At 64.4% G+C, this 18,613-nt stretch carries 17 protein-coding genes; 10 read left to right on the top strand and 7 right to left on the bottom strand.

Annotated features, from left to right (window positions below):
• The first annotated feature begins 202 nt into the window (after window positions 1-202).
• The 8 genes from ASF98_RS13895 (at window position 203) to ASF98_RS13860 (ending at window position 9,630) form a co-directional block, all read left to right on the top strand.
• A complete protein-coding gene (locus ASF98_RS13895; protein ID WP_055802774.1) occupies window positions 203-973 on the top strand; it encodes a DeoR/GlpR family DNA-binding transcription regulator in 771 nt (256 codons plus the stop codon).
• Entirely contained in the window at window positions 970-2,172 is a 1,203-nt protein-coding gene (locus ASF98_RS13890; RefSeq protein WP_055802772.1) for an MFS transporter, read from the top strand. The genes ASF98_RS13895 and ASF98_RS13890 overlap by 4 nt, the downstream gene beginning before the upstream one ends.
• Before the next feature lie 64 nt (window positions 2,173-2,236).
• Window positions 2,237-3,757: a bifunctional phosphatase PAP2/diacylglycerol kinase family protein gene (locus ASF98_RS13885; RefSeq protein WP_055802770.1), complete on the top strand. Its 1,521-nt coding sequence runs from the start codon at window positions 2,237-2,239 to the stop codon at window positions 3,755-3,757.
• Between the two features lie 127 nt (window positions 3,758-3,884).
• Window positions 3,885-4,829 (top strand): ABC transporter ATP-binding protein, encoded by a 945-nt coding sequence (locus ASF98_RS13880; protein ID WP_055802768.1) that lies wholly within the window; start codon window positions 3,885-3,887, stop codon window positions 4,827-4,829.
• Window positions 4,830-4,832: 3 nt separating this feature from the next.
• On the top strand, window positions 4,833-5,759 hold the full coding sequence (locus ASF98_RS13875) for an ABC transporter permease subunit (RefSeq protein ID WP_055802766.1): 927 nt from the start codon (window positions 4,833-4,835) through the stop codon (window positions 5,757-5,759).
• A 38-nt stretch (window positions 5,760-5,797) separates the two neighbouring features.
• Window positions 5,798-7,126, top strand: a complete 1,329-nt coding sequence (locus tag ASF98_RS13870) for a sensor histidine kinase (RefSeq protein ID WP_055802764.1) — start codon at window positions 5,798-5,800, stop codon at window positions 7,124-7,126.
• Window positions 7,123-7,923: a response regulator gene (locus tag ASF98_RS13865; protein WP_055802763.1), complete on the top strand. Its 801-nt coding sequence runs from the start codon at window positions 7,123-7,125 to the stop codon at window positions 7,921-7,923. The genes ASF98_RS13870 and ASF98_RS13865 overlap by 4 nt, the downstream gene beginning before the upstream one ends.
• A 228-nt stretch (window positions 7,924-8,151) precedes the next feature.
• The gene (locus ASF98_RS13860; protein ID WP_055802761.1) at window positions 8,152-9,630 is read left to right on the top strand and encodes an amino acid permease; all 1,479 of its coding nucleotides are present in this window, start codon (window positions 8,152-8,154) and stop codon (window positions 9,628-9,630) included.
• A gap of 62 nt (window positions 9,631-9,692) precedes the next feature.
• On the opposite strand, the gene ASF98_RS13855 is transcribed toward ASF98_RS13860, so the two are convergent.
• Window positions 9,693-9,998 (bottom strand): hypothetical protein, encoded by a 306-nt coding sequence (locus ASF98_RS13855; RefSeq protein ID WP_055802759.1) that lies wholly within the window; start codon window positions 9,996-9,998, stop codon window positions 9,693-9,695.
• 69 nt (window positions 9,999-10,067) lie between these two features.
• Window positions 10,068-10,556, bottom strand: a complete 489-nt coding sequence (locus ASF98_RS13850; RefSeq protein WP_055802757.1) for an Hsp20/alpha crystallin family protein — start codon at window positions 10,554-10,556, stop codon at window positions 10,068-10,070.
• Between the two features lie 601 nt (window positions 10,557-11,157).
• On the opposite strand from ASF98_RS13850, the gene ASF98_RS13840 reads away from it, so the two are divergent.
• Window positions 11,158-12,066, top strand: coding sequence for an intradiol ring-cleavage dioxygenase (locus ASF98_RS13840; RefSeq protein WP_055802755.1), 909 nt, complete (start codon window positions 11,158-11,160; stop codon window positions 12,064-12,066).
• 62 nt (window positions 12,067-12,128) lie between these two features.
• Window positions 12,129-13,469, top strand: a complete 1,341-nt coding sequence (locus ASF98_RS13835) for a M18 family aminopeptidase (RefSeq protein WP_055802753.1) — start codon at window positions 12,129-12,131, stop codon at window positions 13,467-13,469.
• Window positions 13,470-13,479: 10 nt separating this feature from the next.
• Here the strand turns inward: ASF98_RS13835 and ASF98_RS13830 are convergent, their stop codons facing one another.
• The 5 genes from ASF98_RS13830 to ASF98_RS13810 all read right to left on the bottom strand — a co-directional run bounded on the left by ASF98_RS13830 (window position 13,480) and on the right by ASF98_RS13810 (window position 18,467).
• Entirely contained in the window at window positions 13,480-14,193 is a 714-nt protein-coding gene (locus ASF98_RS13830; RefSeq protein ID WP_156372412.1) for a hypothetical protein, read from the bottom strand.
• A complete protein-coding gene (locus ASF98_RS13825; RefSeq protein ID WP_082506848.1) occupies window positions 14,186-15,505 on the bottom strand; it encodes an O-antigen ligase family protein in 1,320 nt (439 codons plus the stop codon). The genes ASF98_RS13830 and ASF98_RS13825 overlap by 8 nt, the downstream gene beginning before the upstream one ends.
• 3 nt (window positions 15,506-15,508) lie before the next feature.
• Complete coding sequence (locus tag ASF98_RS13820; protein ID WP_055802747.1) at window positions 15,509-16,246, bottom strand: hypothetical protein; 738 nt, start codon at window positions 16,244-16,246, stop codon at window positions 15,509-15,511.
• Between the two features lie 110 nt (window positions 16,247-16,356).
• Complete coding sequence (locus ASF98_RS13815) at window positions 16,357-17,229, bottom strand: glycosyltransferase (RefSeq protein ID WP_055802745.1); 873 nt, start codon at window positions 17,227-17,229, stop codon at window positions 16,357-16,359.
• On the bottom strand, window positions 17,226-18,467 hold the full coding sequence (locus ASF98_RS13810; RefSeq protein ID WP_055802743.1) for a hypothetical protein: 1,242 nt from the start codon (window positions 18,465-18,467) through the stop codon (window positions 17,226-17,228). The genes ASF98_RS13815 and ASF98_RS13810 overlap by 4 nt, the downstream gene beginning before the upstream one ends.
• Window positions 18,468-18,613 lie beyond the last annotated feature (146 nt).

Raw genomic sequence — 18,613 nt, 5'->3', positions numbered from 1 at the left:
TCTACAAAGCTCAAGGGTCTGAGTCCGGTGCAATACCGTGCCCAGACCCGTGCGGCCTAGAATCCCATTTAGCCAGTCCAACTATCGGGGACCACTTCAAGGTGAGAGAGCGTCGGTGTTTTTCGTGCGAAAAGTGAGAGAGCGTTGAGTCCATACGATCACTAATTCTGATTAAGTGATCATTTTCGGTAGCATTTTGTACATGAGGACTGAAGAGCGGCACCGGTTAATCGGTGAATTGCTGCGGAGCCGTGAAGAGGTGACCGTGGACGAGCTGATGGCCGAGTGCGGAGCGTCCGGCGCCACCATCCGCCGCGACCTGGATGTTCTGGCCATCCACGGCGTACTTCGGCGGGTGCACGGCGGGGCGAAGAGCCTGGTGCTCCGCGGCGAGAATCCCGGTTACGGGCAGCGGGAACTGGAAGAACAGGACGTCAAAGTCCGGATCGCCGCAGGCGTGGCAGGCCTGCTGCAGGACCGCGAACATGTGTGGCTCGACAGCGGAACCACCGCCACCGGGATCGCCCGTCACCTGCGGCAACGTGAACTGACGCTGATGCCCATGTCTCTGCCCGCCCTCAACGCCTTGACCGCGGAAGGCCAGGCCGGACACCGTCCCGCCCTGCTGGTGCCGGGCGGAAGCCTGATCCCCGGCGAGCTGTGCTTCCGGGGCCCGCTGGCCGAGGCCAACATCCGCTCCCTTCGTTTTGATACCGCCGTGGTGACGCCCTGCGCAGTAAACCTCAAAGACGGACTGCTGGCGCACGACCTCGACGATGCCGCCGTCAAGCGCGCCGGACTCGAATCCGCCGGCCGCGTAATAGCAGCCTGCGCAGGCTCCAAATGGAACGCTGCCGCCGTGGCACTGGTAGCAGCGCTGGAAGCCGTGGACGTCATCGTCACGGACCGGGTGTTCAGCCCGCAGGAACTCACGCAACTTGGAAAACACTCTGTGAAAGTAGTGAACGTATGAGCATCGCCGTCTCCACCCAGAAGCTGAACGCCGCGGCCGCCGCCACGTTCCTCGTGTTCGGGATCAACGGGCTCGTGTTTGCCAGCTGGGCAGCACGCATCCCCGCCGTCACCGAAATCCTGCACGTGACCTCCGGGCAGATGGGAACGCTGCTTCTCTGCACGGCGGTCGGTTCGTTGATCGCCCTTCCCACGGCAGGGTGGGTGGTGGGACGGATCGGTACCGCCAACGCCGTCCGCGCCAGCGGGCTGCTGGCAGCGCTGGCCGGGGTGGGCATCGCCCTTTCGCTGACGGCCGAGTCGGTGCCCGGCACGGCCGTGGCCTTGTTCTTCTTTGGAATTGGCGTGGGACTGTGGGACGTTTCCCAGAACATTGAAGGGGCCGACGTCGAACACCGGCTCAAGCGCACCATCATGCCGCAGTTCCACGCGGCTTTCAGCGGCGGAGCCTTTGTGGGCGCCCTGATCGGCGCCGGCCTCTCCGGACTCGGTGTGGGGCTGCCTGCCCACCTCCTGGTCATCGCCGCCGTCGTGGCGGTGCTCACCATGGTGGCCCCCCGCTACTTCCTGCCGCATATCGCCGCCGAGGTCCATTCCAGCGGGGACGCAGCAGCACAGAAGGGTGACTCCGCCTGGCGCGACAGCCGCACACTCTTGATTGGCGTTGTGGTCCTTGGCGCTACCCTCACTGAAGGGGCCGGGAATGACTGGATCGCCAAAGCCTCCGTGGACGGTCTCGGCACCAGCGAATCCACCGGCGCACTGATGTTCGCAGTCTTTGTCCTGGCCATGACGGCGATGCGGTTCTGCGGCGGGTTCGTGATCGACAAGTACGGCCGTGTTGCCGTACTGCGGGCCAGTATGGCCGCGGCGGCCGCGGGACTTGGCCTTTTCGTCCTGGCGGGTAACGTGTGGCTTGCGACGGCGGGAGCGGCACTGTGGGGAATCGGCGCGGCGCTGGCCTTCCCGATGGGCATGTCCGCCGCGGCAGACGATCCCAAGAAGGCTGCTGCCCGGGTGTCGGTCGTGTCCACGCTGGGCTACATCTCCTTCCTGGCCGGACCGCCGCTCCTCGGTTACCTGGGTGACCTCACCGGGATCCATCTCGCCCTGCTCGCCATCATGGTGCCCATCCTCGTGGCGCTCCTTCTCGCCGGCGCGGCGAAGCCCTTGCCTGGTGCGCCGCTCCGCAACGACTAGCACCCGCCGCAGCCACCCCGGCAGCCAACCCAGTGATCCGCAGGGTCGGCGGTAGGGTGGGGAAATGCGAAGGATGCTGAGGAAAGGCCCGGGCCTGCTTGCCGGGCTGGACCGGAAGTTGCTCAAGGCCGTGTCCAATCTGCCTGGCGGAAACCACGACGTCCTGTTCCGCCGGCTCTCGGCGGCCGCGAACCATGGAAAGCTGTGGTTCGCGGTGGCTGGAGGACTGGCCCTCATCCCGGGCAAGCCCCGGCGCGCGGCGCTGCACGGGCTGATTGCCCAGGGCGTCGCATCAGCGGTCACCAACGTCGTGTTCAAAACGCTCCTGCCGCGAGCCCGGCCGCTGCCGGAGCATCTTCCCGTGTTCCGGTTCGTCAACCCGCAGCCCACCAGCTCATCGATGCCTTCAGGCCATTCGGCGTCCGCGGCGGCGTTTGCCGTGGGTGTGGGGCTGGTGCAGCCTGCCATTGGCGCCGCGCTGGCACCCTTGGCCGCCGGCGTTGCCTACTCCCGGGTCCATACCGGCGCTCACTGGCCCACGGATGTATTGTTCGGGTCGGCCATCGGGGCCGGCGCAGCCATGATCACCCGCAAGTGGTGGCCCGTCCGCCCGCCGTTCCCGGAGACCACCCGCGCCGCAGCCCAGGCTGCACAACTGCCCGGCGGAGAAGGCCTGCACATCGCCGTCAATACTTTGGGCGGCTCCTATGCGCCGGAAACAGTCAAGGCACTCCAGGACGTATTCCCTCTAGCGCATATACATGAGATAGATGAGGACGGCGATGTAGCCGCCGAGATCAGGGCGGCAGTGGAGGTGCCGGGAGTCAAGGCGCTCGGAGTGTGGGGCGGCGACGGAACCGTGGGCACCGCCGCGGCGGTCGCCGTCGAACATTCCCTCCCTCTACTGGTGCTTCCCGGCGGAACCCTCAACCACTTTGCCCGCGATGCCGGGACCTCCACCCTCGAGGATGCCGTGGAGGCGGCGTCCGCCGGTTCAGCTGCCCGGGCCGATGTGGGGCATGTCCTCGTGGAACGAGGCCTCGCCGGAAACCCCGAAAAGCTGGAGCGGATCATGCTGAATACGGCAAGCATCGGCCTCTATCCCAACCTGGTCCGGCGGCGTGAACAGCTCCGGCCCGCCCTCGGCAAACCGCTGGCCGGAGTGGCTGCCATGTTCAGGACGTTCGCGGCCGGCACCCCCACCACCATGATTGTGAACGGCGTCCGCCACAAGCTATGGATCCTCTACATTGGTCGCGGCCGCTACTACCCCCGCGACCACGCACCGCTGGTGCGGCCGGTGATGGACGACGGCGTGCTGGACCTGCGGATGATCACCGCGGATGAGTCCTTCGCGCGGCTCCGGCTGCTCTGGTCCGTGCTGACCGGCACCGTGGCGACGTCACGGATCACCCACCTGAGCGAATCCACCACGGTAACCGTGGACGCAGCCGAGTCCCCCATGGCCCTGGCCGTGGACGGCGAAGCGTTGCCGGGCGTGCGCCGGGTCGAATTTTCCGTGTTGCCCGGAGCGCTCACTTACTACTGTCCGCCGCCTGATGGTCATCCCTTGGGACTACCCTGATTCCACCCTGAATCATCCCTGAGACCGGCGAAAAGGGAACGTTGCGTCTGTAGCGTGGGTGGTACGAACGGATCTGCGGCATGCAGACGCCGTCACCGCATCCGCAGCTACGCAAAGGAACGCTTCCATGATTGAAGCAAGAGGCCTGTCCAAGGTCTATGGCGATAAAACCGCCGTGGGCGGAGTGGACTTCACTGTCCAGGCCGGCATGGTCACCGGCTTCCTCGGCCCCAACGGGGCCGGTAAATCCACCACCATGAGGATGATCATGGGACTGGACACGCCGACATCGGGCTCGGTCACCGTCAACGGTGTTCCGTTCACCAAGCACGCGGCTCCCCTGCGTGAAGTGGGCGCCCTGCTGGACGCCAAGGCGGTCCACACGGGCCGTTCGGCCTATAACCACCTGCTGGCCATGGCCGCCACCCACAGCATCCCCAAGAAGCGCGTCAATGAGGTCATCGAAATGACCGGACTGGCCGACGTCGCCAAAAAGAAGGTCAAGGGCTTTTCGCTCGGCATGGGGCAGCGGCTGGGAATTGCCGCGGCACTGCTGGGAGATCCGCAGACCATCATCCTGGATGAGCCGGTCAACGGGCTGGACCCGGAGGGCGTGGTGTGGGTTCGGAACCTGGTGAAGTACCTGGCCTCGGAGGGCCGGACTGTCTTCCTGTCCAGCCACCTTATGAGCGAAATGGCCGTGACCGCGGACCACCTGATTGTGATCGGCCGCGGAAAGATCATCGCGGACGCCCCCATCAAGGACATCATCACCGGCAAGGGTGCGAGCCGTACCCGCGTCCGCACGGACGAGCCGGACCAGCTCATGCACCTCCTTGCCGGCACCGGAGTTTCGGTAGAGGCCCAGGACCACGAACTGCTGGAGGTCAAGGGACTGGATCCGCGGCAAATCGCCCGGACCGCCCTGGACAACCACGTCATGATCTACGAACTCACCCCGCTCCAGGCAAGCCTCGAAGAGGCCTACATGGAGCTGACCAAGGACGAAGTCGAATACCACTCGCTCATCACCACGGGAGCCCCCGTTCCCGCCCAGACCGGAGGCAAATAAGCCATGAGCTCAACTACTTTGGAACCCACCCCCTCGGGCCGCAGGGCCCAGGGCGGCGCGGCACCCCAGGCCGGCGGGCCCTCTGGACAGTCCGTCCACTCAGCCGGCGGTCCTGCTTCTCCGGGTCCCGGTCCCAGTTTCCTGCGCGTGCTGAACTCGGAATTCATCAAGTTCCGCACCCTGCTCTCCACGCTGATCCTGCTTGGCTCCACCATGCTGGTGATGGTGGGCTTTGGCGCCCTGGCGGCGTGGTCCACCGGCCAGTTCCGCGAGCAGATGGCCTCCGACCCGGAAGCCGCAGCCCAGATGGCGGCCCAGGGCGGCGACATCGCGGTGAGTGCCCCCACCTCCGGTATCGCTTTTGCCCAGCTGATCCTCGGGTCCCTGGGCGTGCTGCTGATGAGCTCAGAATTCACCACCGGAATGGCGCGCTCCACGTTCGCGGCCGTGCCCAAGAGGATTCCGGCCTTCGTGGCGAAGTTCCTCGTCGTAGTGGTGGTGTCCTTCGTTCTGACCGGCGTTTCGACCCTCATTGCCGGCCTGGTGTCCGTTCCGATCCTGGACAACTATGGCCTGAGCCTGGACCTGGCCAGCTCCCAGTCCGTCAAGCTGTTGATCGTCAACAGCCTCTATGTGGCCGCAGTTGCCTCCATCGGCATGTCCCTGGGCAGCATCATCCGCAATTCCGCGGGCGGGATCATGAGCCTGGTGGGCCTGTTCTTCGTGGCGCCGATCGCCTTCCAACTGATTCCCGGCGACTTCTTCGAAGAAGCCCGCAAGTACCTTCCGGGCAACACTGTGACGCCACTGACCGCCGTAGAACACGTGGACGGGAACCTCGAAGCGTGGCAGGCTGCCCTGGTGCTCGGCGCGTGGGTGGTGGTTCCGGCGATCCTAGCCATGGTCCTGTTGAAGAAGCGGGACGTTTGAGCGGGCAGGGCGGCCGGACCGCCGATTAGGCTCAACAAATGTACGAAGAACCACCGGCCAAGGACGCATCAGCCCTGACTCAGGTTGATGCGTCCTTTGCCGCAATCGCCGACCGCCGCCGCGGCAGGCTCCGCCGGTACCTGCACCGGAACCCCCGCGCCATGGATTTGGTGGTGGTGCTGTGCTACCTGCTCCTGGTCACGCCCACCGCAGTGGACGCCGTGCTCGACGGCGGCTGGGCAGCCACCGCGTTGCTCGCCGCCGTCGCGGTGGCGCTCTCTTTCCGCCGGACTTATCCGGTGGCCGTTGTTGCCACCGTGGCGGTGCTGGAAGTGGGCATCACGCTTCTGCACCCTTGGGGCTCCAACGTTTCCGCGGGACTGTGGTTTGCCTTGTATGCGCTGGCAGTGCGGCGGCCCCGCAGGTTCTCCATCACCGCCCTGGCATTGTCCAACACCCCGCTGTCCCTGCTGTACTTCCTGACCCTCGTAGGCCCGCTGGAACGTGCCCTTCCCAGCGGCGGCCCGGCGGCGCCGGAGAATTCGCAGCTGGTGTTTGGAATCGTTGCCGGCATCACCATCACGCTGTCCAACATCATCGCCACCGGAATCGGCATCTCCGTCCGGCAGCGACAGGAACACGAACAGGAAATCGCCGCGTGGGCGGCCCGGACCGCCGAACTGGGCTCCGTCACCGAACGCAACCGGATCGCCAGGGAGATGCACGACGTCGTGGCGCACTCCCTGACGGTGATGCTCACCTTGTCCGACGGCGCCGCAGTTGTGGTCAGGAAGAGTCCGGACCGCGCCGCCGAGGTCCTGGCGGAGATTTCACGGACCGGGCGAACGGCTCTGGCGGACATGCGGCGCGTGCTGGGCGTCCTGCGTGACGAATCACCGGCAGGCCAGGCTCCCCGGCAGCCGCTGAGCGCAGGAAACAGCCTGGCCAAACTCCTGGAGGGCTTCCGCACTGCGGGGCTGCCGCTGCATTACTCGCACACAGGACCTGCCCTGCCTGAGGACGCGGCCTTCCAACTGACCGTCTACCGGATTGTGCAGGAATCGCTCACGAACGTCCTCCGCTACGGCAGGGCGCTGGGCCGAGTGGATGTGAATATGGCGCGCACTGACGGTACGGTCACCATTGAAGTGCTCGATGACGGCAAAGGCATCGTGGGTCACGCGGCCGCTGCCGCACCGGTGGCAGCGGCAGGCGGGGCGCGGCCCCTGGGGTCCGGGCAGGGCTTGACGGGAATGCGCGAGCGGGCCGGGATTTACGACGGTACGGTGGAAGCCGGACGCCCGGCCGGTGGCGGATGGCGCGTCCGGGCAGTGTTGAATTGGAATGGGGACCAAGGAAAAACATGAATGGCTATGCACCGATAACAGTCCTGCTAGTGGACGATCAGCCCCTGCTGAGGATGGGCTTCCGGCTGATCCTTGAGGGCGAGGATGACCTTCGGGTGGTGGGCGAAGCCTCCGATGGGGCGGAGGCAATCCGGCAGGTCAGGGAGGTGAACCCCGACGTGGTGCTGATGGACGTTCGGATGCCGGTATTTGACGGCATCGAAGCGACCCGGGCGGTGGCCTCTTCGGGGTCCTCCGCGAAGGTGATCATCCTGACCACCTTCGACCTCGATGAATACGCCTTTGCCGGCCTGCAGGCGGGTGCTTCGGCATTCCTGCTTAAGGACGTGGCCCCTGCTGAACTGGTTAGCGCCGTGCGGGTCGTGGCGAGCGGCGATGCCGTGGTGGCCCCCCGCGTCACGCGCCGCCTGCTGGAAGCCTATGTCCGCGGAGACCATCCCGCCGTCCCCGGACACTTTGCGGTCACCGGACACTCGGTGGCTACCGCGAACTCTGCGGCTGGCGGGCAACGAACCGCCTCTGTGCCGGCAGTCGGCAAAGGCAGGCATCCGCATGGCGAAGAGCAGCAAAAGGACCCGTTGCTGGAAGCCCTGACACCGCGCGAAAGGGAAATGCTGGGGGCCATGGCCGAGGGACTGTCCAACGCCGAGATTGCCCACAGGTTCTTCCTGTCCGAGGCCACGGTAAAAACGCACGTGCGCCGGATCCTCGCCAAACTGCACCTCCGGGACAGGGTGCAGGCCGTGGTTTACGCCTATGAGACAGGGTTGGTGGTGCCCAGCAATCCGGACTATTAGCTACTCAGAGGTAGATTTCGAGCACATTTCAAAGTTGCTCGTAAAGTCACTTTTGTTGACCATTGATGCTCTGCATTGTGGGAAGCTCCTTTTCGGGAGCCGTTAAAATGTTCGACTGCACAAGATCTGTCCTCCGGCATCAGGTCTAGGGTGAAAAAGAAATGTGGCCTGACACACGGAATCCGTGTCCGTCCGGGGCCCACACCCTCAACGAAGGACGGCGCTTCCATGCACGCTGACCAACAGCTCTCCAAGTCCCTGAAACCAAGGCACCTTTCCATGATCGCCATTGCCGGCGTGATCGGAGCCGGACTCTTTGTGGGTTCCGGTGCTGCCATCCAGCAGGCCGGCCCCGGCATTCTGCTCGCCTACATGGCCGCAGGAATCGTCGTGATCCTGGTGATGCGGATGCTCGGCGAAATGGCAGCAGCCAACCCCGAAACCGGATCGTTCTCCACCTACGCAGATAAGGCCCTTGGCCGGTGGGCCGGCTTCAGCATCGGCTGGCTGTACGCGTGGTTCTGGATCATTGTCCTCGGAATCGAAGCCACGGCCGGTGCCGCCATCATGCACCGCTGGGTTCCCGGCATCGACCAATGGATATGGGCGCTCGTGCTTATGGTGCTGCTGACGCTCACCAATCTGGGATCGGTGAAATCGTACGGTGAATTCGAATTCTGGTTTGCCTCCATCAAGGTGGCTGCCATCGTGCTGTTCCTGCTCTTCGGCGCGGCCGCCATCCTGGGCCTCATTCCGGGAGTTCCCGCCCCCGGGCTGGACAACCTGGTCAATAACGGCGGCTTCCTGCCCAACGGCCCGGGTGCGGTCCTCGCCGGCATCCTGGTGGTGGTGTTCTCGTTCTTCGGCGCTGAAATTGCCACTATCGCAGCCGGCGAATCCGAGAATCCGGTGGACGCCGTCAAGAAGGCCGTGAAGTCCACTGTGTGGCGCATCCTGGTGTTCTACATCGGCTCCATCGCCATTGTGGTCACACTGCTTCCGTGGAACTCCGCCTCAGTGGCGAAGAGCCCCTACGTCGCAGTGATCGAACTCTTCGGGATTCCCGGCGCCGGCACCATCATGGACATCGTGGTGCTGACTTCGGTGCTGTCCTGCCTGAACTCCGGGCTCTACACGGCCAGCCGCATGCTGTTCTCACTTTCCCGCCGCGGTGACGCACCGCGGGCATGGACGAAGATTTCCAAGCGCGGCGTCCCGGCCGCAGCCGTGCTGGCCTCAACCGTGGTGGGCTTCATCACCGTTGGCCTGAACTACATCGCGCCGGACACCGTGTTCCTGTTCCTCGTCAACACCTCGGGTGCGATCGCGCTGTTTGTCTGGCTGGTCATCGCGGCTTCACAGCTGATCCTCCGCCGGCGCATGGGTGCCGCCGCCAAGGACCTGGCCCTCAAGATGTGGCTCTTCCCATACCTGACCTGGGTAGCCATTGCCAGCATCGTCGCGCTGCTGATCGGCATGGTGATCCTGGAGTCCACCCGGGAGTCGCTGCTGCTCTCACTGGCACTGGCGGCCGTGGTGGTGGGGGTCGGCGTCTGGCGCTACCGCAAGGGTCTCGGCGCCACCGGCGCCGGAACGGAAGAGGCCATCGCAGCAGAAGTAACGGCAGAAGAAGCAACGCGAGCTGGAACCGCGAAGGAACGAACGGCGGCGGAGGAAGCCGGCGTAGGTGCCGGTCCGGCGTCGTAAACCAAAGGTTCTATCTCAGCAGCGGCGGCAACAGCCGCCCCTGAACCGGAGTCCGGGTACCGTCAGTCCAGGTGCCCGGACTCCGCGCTGTCCGGATTCCCGGCGTCCGCCGGAGCCGGGCTGCCGGGCTGCACGGCGTCGAAGAAACGGTGCTCTCCGGTGGCGGCACTGTGAACCCTGGTGCGAATGAAGCTGACGTCGGCCGCGCTGAGCTGGATTGCACCGTGCTGGTCGCGGACCACTGGTTCGTCCGCAACCCTCGCAACGATCGTCGCGATCGTCCGGGGCAGCACGACGCAGCCCGGGTTGTCCATGAGCCACCTGCGGGTGGCGGGATCAAGCCGGTGCCACTGTGATTTCAGTTCCATTGGGCGCGCCGTTCCATCTGTATTTTTGCCTCTTTCCCGGTTGCCCGGCTGTTCTTGGTGGAGCCGCCATCAGTCGTGGCTGATGGGGAGCCGTTTCTCTGCAGCGTCCGTTCCGGGCACCACGGGAAGCGGGGTTCTGACTTCGAGGACGCCGTCCCTGAAAGACACCTTGATGTCCTCGTCCGTAACGCCCTCCGGCAACGGCAGGTTGCGGGCGAAGGAACGGTACCGCCGCCCGGAGTGCAAGCCGGTCGCCTCGGATCGGCCGCCGGACTGCTCGTGCCCCGCACGGATGTGCAGCACACCCCCGGCCACGGAGACTTCGATGTCTGTGTCTGGGTCCGCGCCGGGCAAATGGGCCCGGACAACGAGTGCCTCCTTGTCGACGTATTCGTCAACGCTGACCTCCTCGTCGACGAGGACGGGGACCAGGCTGTCAGTGGATTCAAAGGACCGCCCGTTGGAGCCGGCGAACTGCGACGGGTTCCGGCCCGCCCCATCCTGGGCAGACGGCCATCGGGCCGATTCGAACGGGGACCATTTCAACGCACCGGACATGGCTCTCTCCTGGTTGTTGCCGGGCAGGACGGGTTACTGGCAGGGCCTTCCATCGGCAAGGCAGCAACGCGGCGGCCCTGACTCACAGACCAGTAGATACCCATCACGGAACGACCAACAGGGCCCAAAGTCCCCGGATGGTCCCGGGCCGTGGCCTGACCCATCCGCAAATCGCCGCCGCGCCGGAGTTACTCCCGGGTAAGGGACCTTTGGCCTCTTATTTAGCCGGACGCCAGCGGGCAGCATCGTTTGGAACCCCACGACCACCTTTGGAAGGAAACCATGGCGGGACGATTCGAACTTTTCTTGGACGAGGCATCGGGCGTGCGGTTCAGGATGGTAGGGCCGGACGGTACGGAGCTGGGCATTTCCAGGCCATATCCGGACACCAGGGCGGCCGCCGCCGGCATTGAGGCGATGCGTGAATGCGCGGGCACCGGACTGGTCAGCAACCTTTGCCCTGACATCAGGGAGCCGGCCACGGCCCGGACCGCCAAGGCTCCCACAACTGCGGCGAAATCCCCGGCGACATCGACAGCCGCACAGCGGGTTCACAGGAAGGGCCTATACGCGGCATAGCCCTTCGGAGTTCTATTGGTCAATGACAAATTCACCGCAGCCGCCCCACGAACCCCACCCCAACCATGACCGCGGCTTGGAATTCGACCTCTCAACGTTGATGAGCCGCCGTTCCCTGGGCCTGTTCTTCGGCGCCGGCACAGCGGCCGCCGCGCTGGCAGCCTGCACGCCGGGCTCTACCTCGGGAACAGCCAGCAGTTCCGCCACGGCGACGCCTTCTGCCTCCGCGACTGCTACGCCGTCATCGTCAGCGTCCGCCACGCCGTCGGCGTCACCCACGCTGACCCGGGCCATCGCCGACTGCGGGGTGGAAATTCCGCAGGAAACGGCAGGGCCTTACCCGGGAGATGGTTCCAACGGCCCGAACGTCCTCGAGGCGTCCGGCGTCGTGCGGCAGGACATCACCTCAAGCTTCGGATCTGCCACCACCAAGGCCGAAGGCATCCCGCTGACAGTCACGCTGACGCTCCTGGACAACGCCAACGGCTGCAAACCCCTCGCCGGAGCCGCGGTGTACGTCTGGCACTGCGACCGTGACGGCAAGTACTCCATGTACGACGCCGGCCTCGAAAACGAGAACTTCCTCCGCGGGGTCCAGGAAGCGGACGCCAACGGCCAGGTTACGTTCACCACCATCTACCCCGGGGCGTACAACGGCCGCTGGCCGCACATCCACTTCGAAGTCTTCGAATCCATGAGCAATGCCACGGTGGCGGGGCAGGTACTGGCTGTCTCCCAGATCGCCATGACAGAGGCGGCCTGCAACGAGATCTACGCCACGCCGGGCTATGAGACCAGCGCCCGGAACTTTCCCAACACCACGCTCACCTCGGACAACGTCTTTGGCGACGACGGCGGCATCTACCAGCTGGCCACCATGTCCGGTTCGGTGGCCGCCGGTTACACGGCCGGACTCAACGTCACGGTGTAGTGGCAGTGCCCCCGGGAACAGGGTTCGGCACGGGCCGTCGCGGCACCGCTAGACTCGGAGCCATGCCTTCCCACACCACTGCCGCAGACCACATCCAGGACCTCGGGGCGTATGTCAGCGCGTCGCCGTCGAGCTTCCATGCGGTCCAGGAAGCCGCGAGGCGGCTGGATAAGGCGGGCTTCACCGGGCTGGATGAACTGGCCGCTTGGCCGGCCGGCGGTGGGGGTGCCGGCGCGGCCGGGCGGTTCTATGTAGTCCGCGACGGGGCCCTGATCGCGTGGGTGACACCCGAGAGCGCCGGACCCACGACGGGCTTCAATATCCTGGGGGCGCACACGGATTCGCCGTCGTTCAAGCTCAAGCCTAAGCCCACCACGGGGAAATTGGGCTGGCTGCAGGCGGGCGTGGAGGTTTACGGCGGTCCACTGCTCAACTCCTGGCTGGATCGGGAACTGCAGCTGGCCGGCCGGCTGGTGATGCTGGACGGCACGCAGTGCCTGACCGCCACCGGGCCGCTGCTGCGGTTCCCCCAGCTCGCCATCCACCTGGACAGGGCGGTAAACGAGGGTCTGGCGCTGGACAAGCAGCAGCATATGAATCCGGTCTTCGGCCTAGGGGATCCGGCAGGCGAGGACCTCCTGGCGCTATTGGCCGAAAGGGCTACCGCAGCGGATCCCGGCTCCGCACCTGTGGATCCGGCCCAGATCGGGGGATACGACGTCGTTGTGGCAGACACGCAGCCGGCTGCGGTTTTCGGGGCCAAGGGTGAATTTTTCGCCTCCGGACGGCTGGACAACCTGTCCGCCACGCATGCCGGCCTGGCAGCGCTCATCGCCCACGCCGAGGCCGGTGCGCAGGCGGACGGCGGCCCGATCGCCGTACTCGCGGCTTTCGACCACGAGGAGATCGGATCCAACTCGCGCTCGGGTGCCTGCGGGCCGCTCCTGGAGGACGTTCTGGTTCGCGTCTCGGACGGCCTCGGCGCGTCGGTCAGCCAGCGCCGGCAAGCCCTGGCGGCGTCGTTCTGCGTCTCGGCCGACGCCGGCCACGCGGTGCATCCGAACTACGCCGAGCGCCACGACCCGGTTAATCGGCCGGTTCTCAACGGCGGCCCGCTGCTCAAGATCAACGCCAACCAGCGCTACGCAACCGACGCCCCCGGTGCCGCCTTCTGGGCGCGGCTGTGCGGTCAGGCGGGCGTCCCGTACCAGGAGTTCGTTTCCAACAATGTGATGCCGTGCGGGTCCACCATCGGGCCGCTGACGGCGACCCGTCTGGGCATCAGGACCGTGGATGTGGGCGTGCCGCTGCTGTCGATGCACTCCGCCCGTGAACTCTGCGGCGTCGAGGACCCGTTCCGGCTGGCCAGGGTGACCGAACTGTTCTTCCGTACGGCGGCGTAGGCCCGAGGGTTCAGGAGCGCACCTTGGTTCGGTCCCCGGCGGCGGTGGGAGCGTGGCGGAGTTGGTCGCGCCGGCCTGCGACATGCAGCGTCAGCCGGTCCACAAGACCGGCCGCGGCTATGGCCAGGCCCGCAGTGAGTACAGCCAGCGCACTGGCCGCATATACGGGTTTGGACGGCTGGTAGCTGACTTCCGGAGTGCCGGGCGAAAGGCTCGTAGTGATGTACGACCGCGGAATCACGCCCATGGCTTCCTGCCGTTCCACCGCCGTTGTTTCAATCCTGTCGACGATTCCGGTGAGCACCCTACTTACGTCATCCCTCGTCTCCGCCACGACTTCCACTGTGATGGCCGAGCGGTCGAATGAGCTCTGCCACTGACCGCCTGAACTGGGAATGTAAACGGAGTAGCCGTTCCGGATACCGGTGCCGTACAGATCGGCACTGGTAGTTCCGGATTCGGTGTTGCCGCGCTCTCCGTTAACCAGCCGCTCCACCATCGCGGCGTAGTGGATGGTCGCCTGCGAATCGGCCCGCAGGGGATTTCCTGCGGCGGCGCCGCTCGGAGGGTAAAACACGACGTCGACTTTGCTCCAGTAGACGCCGGTGGCACCTGCTGCCTGCAATACGGCCGGAACCATCAGCGCTATCACTGCCAAGACCACATACCAGCGCCTAAGGACGCCGCGCATGCGCAGCCGGTGTTGGGCTCCGTAGCTAGGCATAGCGCTCTGTTCCCTGCGAATCCTTCATCCGCCAGTAGGCTCCGCACAGTCCGACCACGAAAAACAGCATGCCGGCAGCCTGGGGGAAAGACAATGCGTCGAAGAATCCGGTGAGCACAGCGCCTGCCGCAAGGGATGCCGCCAGGGCCGGGCCGAGGTTGGCCAGAAGCGGTTCGGCATAGTGGTGCCGCGCCGTGATGACGACGACAAAGCCTACGGCCGGAACGGCGCATAGTGCGATGAGCCCGAGGATGCCCATGTCGATGAGTGTGACCAGGTACTGGTTGTCGAGAATTCGGTAGTTCGGCAGGAATGTCCCAAAGCCACGCCCCAGGAGCGGATTCATTTCCACGAAGCTGGAGACGACGTCGTAGCTGTCAGTCCGTGATTTCAAGCTCGGGTCCTGACCGCCAAACAGGCCCTTAATGGTGCCCACCATGCCGGGAACCATTACCCAGACAACGCCCACCAGTGCCACCGCTGTAAGACCCGCCCGGCGCCGCACAGCCGGACTCCATGAGGGCAGGAGAACCACAACTGCCACCAGGACGCCGATGATCGCAGACCTCGATACGGACAAAAGCGCAGCCACAGTGATGGTTGCGACAGGGAACCAGCGCAAAAGGCGGGAGCCGGTGCCGTACAGGGCCAGAGTCAAAGCGAGGGGAAGGATCATGGCGAGCACGAAGGCGTACTCCAGCGGATTGCGGGCCGTGGCGATCGACCTGTTGAAGCCGCCGCGGTCCTGGAGCGCGCCGAAATCAGAAACCGCAAGGCCCGGGATGCTGAGTCTTTCAACAAATGACTGACCAGTGAAGAACTGCAGCAGGCCCAGGGCTGCAAACATGCCGCCCAGAAAGCAGAGCAGGCGCAGGAGCTTTATCAGCCGTTCCCGGTTGGGGATTCCGTCCGTGGCCAGCAGGAGGATCCCGGCGAAGGCTGCAATCCGGAGCACCCCGAGATTCAGTGCGTTGATTTCAGCCGGCGGGAGTGCCCGGGACGCGCCGGCGGCGTAGCTCGCCAGGGCTGCTGCCACAAAAATCAGCAAGGCTATCCGGATTGGCTGGGAGTCCTGGGCGAGCGACGGCGTCGGGCGTTGAACGTGGTACCAGCACCACCACAGCAACGCGACGAGCGCGAAAAGGGCTGCCGGGGCGCCCGCACCGCCGAGTGCTGCCACACTCCTGTTGGACGGGATAGCCAGAAGGAGGAAGAGGTAGACCGCCAGGACGGTCACCGCATCCGGTCCGGGCGGTCTTCGCTCCAGACCAGGAAGAATCACCTGCTGCCATGGGCCGCTGTTGGTAAACATGCATTACCGTCGCAGATCGGCAACGGGTACGTGCGGGTCGGTAAGAGGCTCGGCCGGCGTAATAGTGCCGGAATATGATTTGGAAGGCAAAGGCAAAGGCACGCGGTCCGCACGGCTCCGCCGGGTCAGTTCCCTCTCCGCGACGGGAAAGTCATCCGGGGGCGAAGCGGCAGCCCCGACATGCTTCTTTCCGCGCCGCTTGATCAGCTTCTTGTCTGCCAGCCCCGTCAGCAGCAGCGTGCCAGCTAAACCAAGCGCCGCAACCACCAGCAGGGCCCGTGTCCGGGCCTCACCCACGAGTGTCGTGTCCTTGTCGACACCAAGGGTCAGCAAGGAGATCCGGGATGCCTGTGGCAGGGACAGCTCATCCTGGAGCGAGGCAATGGTCGCAGGCATCACATCCAGCACGCGGTTCAGAACATCCAAGGTTGTTGCGGAGGAGTCACCCGCGACCTTCACCCGTACGATGGGGCCGCTGGTAGTGGCGTCACGCTCGGTGGAGTATTCCGCGCCAGGGTACGCGTCCTCAATCGGACCGCGCACGGAGTCAGAATTCATTTTGACCGTGAGCACCCCCATGGCTTGCTCAAGGCCACCCATATACAAGAACGGGTTGTCTCCCGATATAACGGCTGTCGGCGGGGGTATGAGGGCCACATTTGCGGTCGCTTCGAAGGTTACCGGCGCCACACGGAACACCCAGAAGGACATCCCCGCCGTAATCAGCAGTCCGGCGAGCACAAAGTACCAGCGACGCCTTGCGCTGGCGTATAGGTCACGTAAGAACACAGATTATCCCCCGCCTCAACAGTTCTTGGAGCGCCTCGCAGCCTCTCATCGCAGCTTCCCCCTTATCTTCGATGTACCAGGCGGAGCGCCCAGCCCGACTTGAGTTGATCCAGGCCCTCTTTGCCCAGGACGTTCAGCGCGATCTTCTTCAGCAATGAACGGCCGGCTTCCTTGACGAAACGGTGTGGCCTGCCCACCGCCAAATCCCTGAGCTCCTCCAACGCGCTGAGGTCGGACACACCGTCCAGCAACCCGCCGAAGGCATCACGGTAGGGGTCTGGAGAGACGCGCCTCCCACGGATTCTGTTGCTGACGTTGGAATCGTGGACTACTTGAAGCCAAGCCGGGTCACCGGCCATCTCGTTGACGCTCATGGAGCGCCCGAGGAGATTGTGCCAGTCGGACCAGCAGGTGCGGGCCCCTGCCCAGTCTTCCCTGACTGAACAGAACGCGTTTGCCCGGTCTGTTCTCAGATAAAGTCCGCTGCCGCAGCGAATCAGTCCATTGACGAGGTAGATCGCAGTGCGGGTACCTCCATAGCCGCCCTCCTGGAGGCGCTCAACGAAGTCGCTGGCCAGGCCGTCGTCATTGTCCAGGTTGGTGGTGAGAAGTTCGTTGTGCCTGGCCCCGGTGACGGCACGCAGGTCTTGCAGCAACTCCGCGCTGCTGACTTCGGCGCGAAAGATCGGCGTGAAGACCGCGTTCTGGTTGAGTTCTGCAATGCGTTCCCTGAGCCACGAGGGGCTTTGCGGGTCGAAATAGATGATCCAATGGAAGTTCTGGTTCGACTGGCGCCGGACGGAGGGCAGGCAGTAGCTCTCGAATAGGCCCAGACGGGTCTGCAGCCACCCGTCTTTGGCCCTTATCCTGCTCTCGGCGCCTCGCGAGGGCAGGTTGAAACGGGTGATCAGAACGTGGTCGGCCGGCGCGCTCACAGCTTCACCTTGTAAATGTGGTACGTGTATTCCGACTCGAAGGTGTCAGTAAAAGACCCCGCAGCGTCCACCGGTACGGTGCGGTTTTCGAATAGGACTTCGGCCTGATTCGTCGTGATGCCGTCGGGAAGCTTGAAATTCCTTGCGCCCGGCGTGGAACTTCCGTCCACCATGGAAAAAATATACGCGTAACCCTCCCGGATTTTCAGCATGGTGTCCAATTGATTTCCCAATGAAAAATCATAGGACTGGGTATTTATCACAGGGGCAAGTTCTCGGATTCGGGAATTCACGGTTTTGACTGCCTCCATTTGTTCGGCTCCACAGAAGCCGGTCATCACCTGTGAGAGCCGGAGCACGCTTCCGCCTCCGCATGGTCCGCTCAGGCTTTGGTTGAAGTACACGATCCCCCGCGCCTCATTGATGATGGAATTCATAACGGCTCCCTGCAGTTGGCCCGCCGTAATGTTGGCCACAAAGGGGCCTTCGCCCGGACCGCCGTTGAGGTTTTCCACGAACTGCCACAAAGGCTGAAGTTTCCCATCCGCTGCGTCCTGCATCCGGAGGGCTTTCATTGTTTTTCCATAACTGGACGCAGTGCGGCAGTTTTGTTCGGAAACTGCCACCAGATGGGCGTTTGTGTATGGACGTAGGCCGCAGTACGGAATCGTGTACCAGTACATGTCCACTGAGACGGCGTCGGTGTAATTGTTCACGAACTGCTGGGCGTCCGCCGCGGGCATGTAATGGCTGATAACCATTTGGGTGAAATTCGCGTACTTGAAGAACCCCTGGGGCGTGCTGCTGGCCAGCGCCTGCAGGTGCTGACGCCCGGCTTCCGGAGTGAACCGTCCGTCCACCTCGTCGTCCAGGAAGGAGCCAACCCAGTTGCGGCTCTGCTCCGTGAACGTATCGTTCAGTTTTCCGCCGATCCAAAAGACGCCGTTGGCCTCAAAGATTGAGTAGGGAGTGGTGTCTGACATCCCCATGTAGGTGTTGATGCCGTGGTCCTTGTCGTACTGGACTTCGGCGTCGCTGCTGATCCCGTTGTACCAAATTGCTATGGGAAAGAAACTTGGATCATCCCAGCCCGCGCCGTCGGCTTTGGCGAACTTCTTCCAGTAGTCAGGGCCGCCTTCCCACGGGACCTTGGGTAAGTCTTGAATGGCCACGACGGGTGCCGCCTCGATCCGGGAGCGATCATCGGGCGCCGTGCAGGCCGCGAGGACCAGCCCCACGGCTGATAGGAGGGCTGTCGAGGCGAGCCATGCCCTTACGGTCCTTTCCCGGCCTGTCGACCTCCGCTGGAAGCTTCTGCGTTTTCCTGCTGTTCTGATTCCGCGCATGCCTTGTTCCCTCCGCTCCGGTGACGCCATTGCCCAAG

The organism is Arthrobacter sp. Leaf337 (assembly GCF_001423745.1).
GTDB lineage: Bacteria > Actinomycetota > Actinomycetes > Actinomycetales > Micrococcaceae > Arthrobacter.
This window is presented reverse-complemented; position numbering and strand designations above follow the sequence as displayed.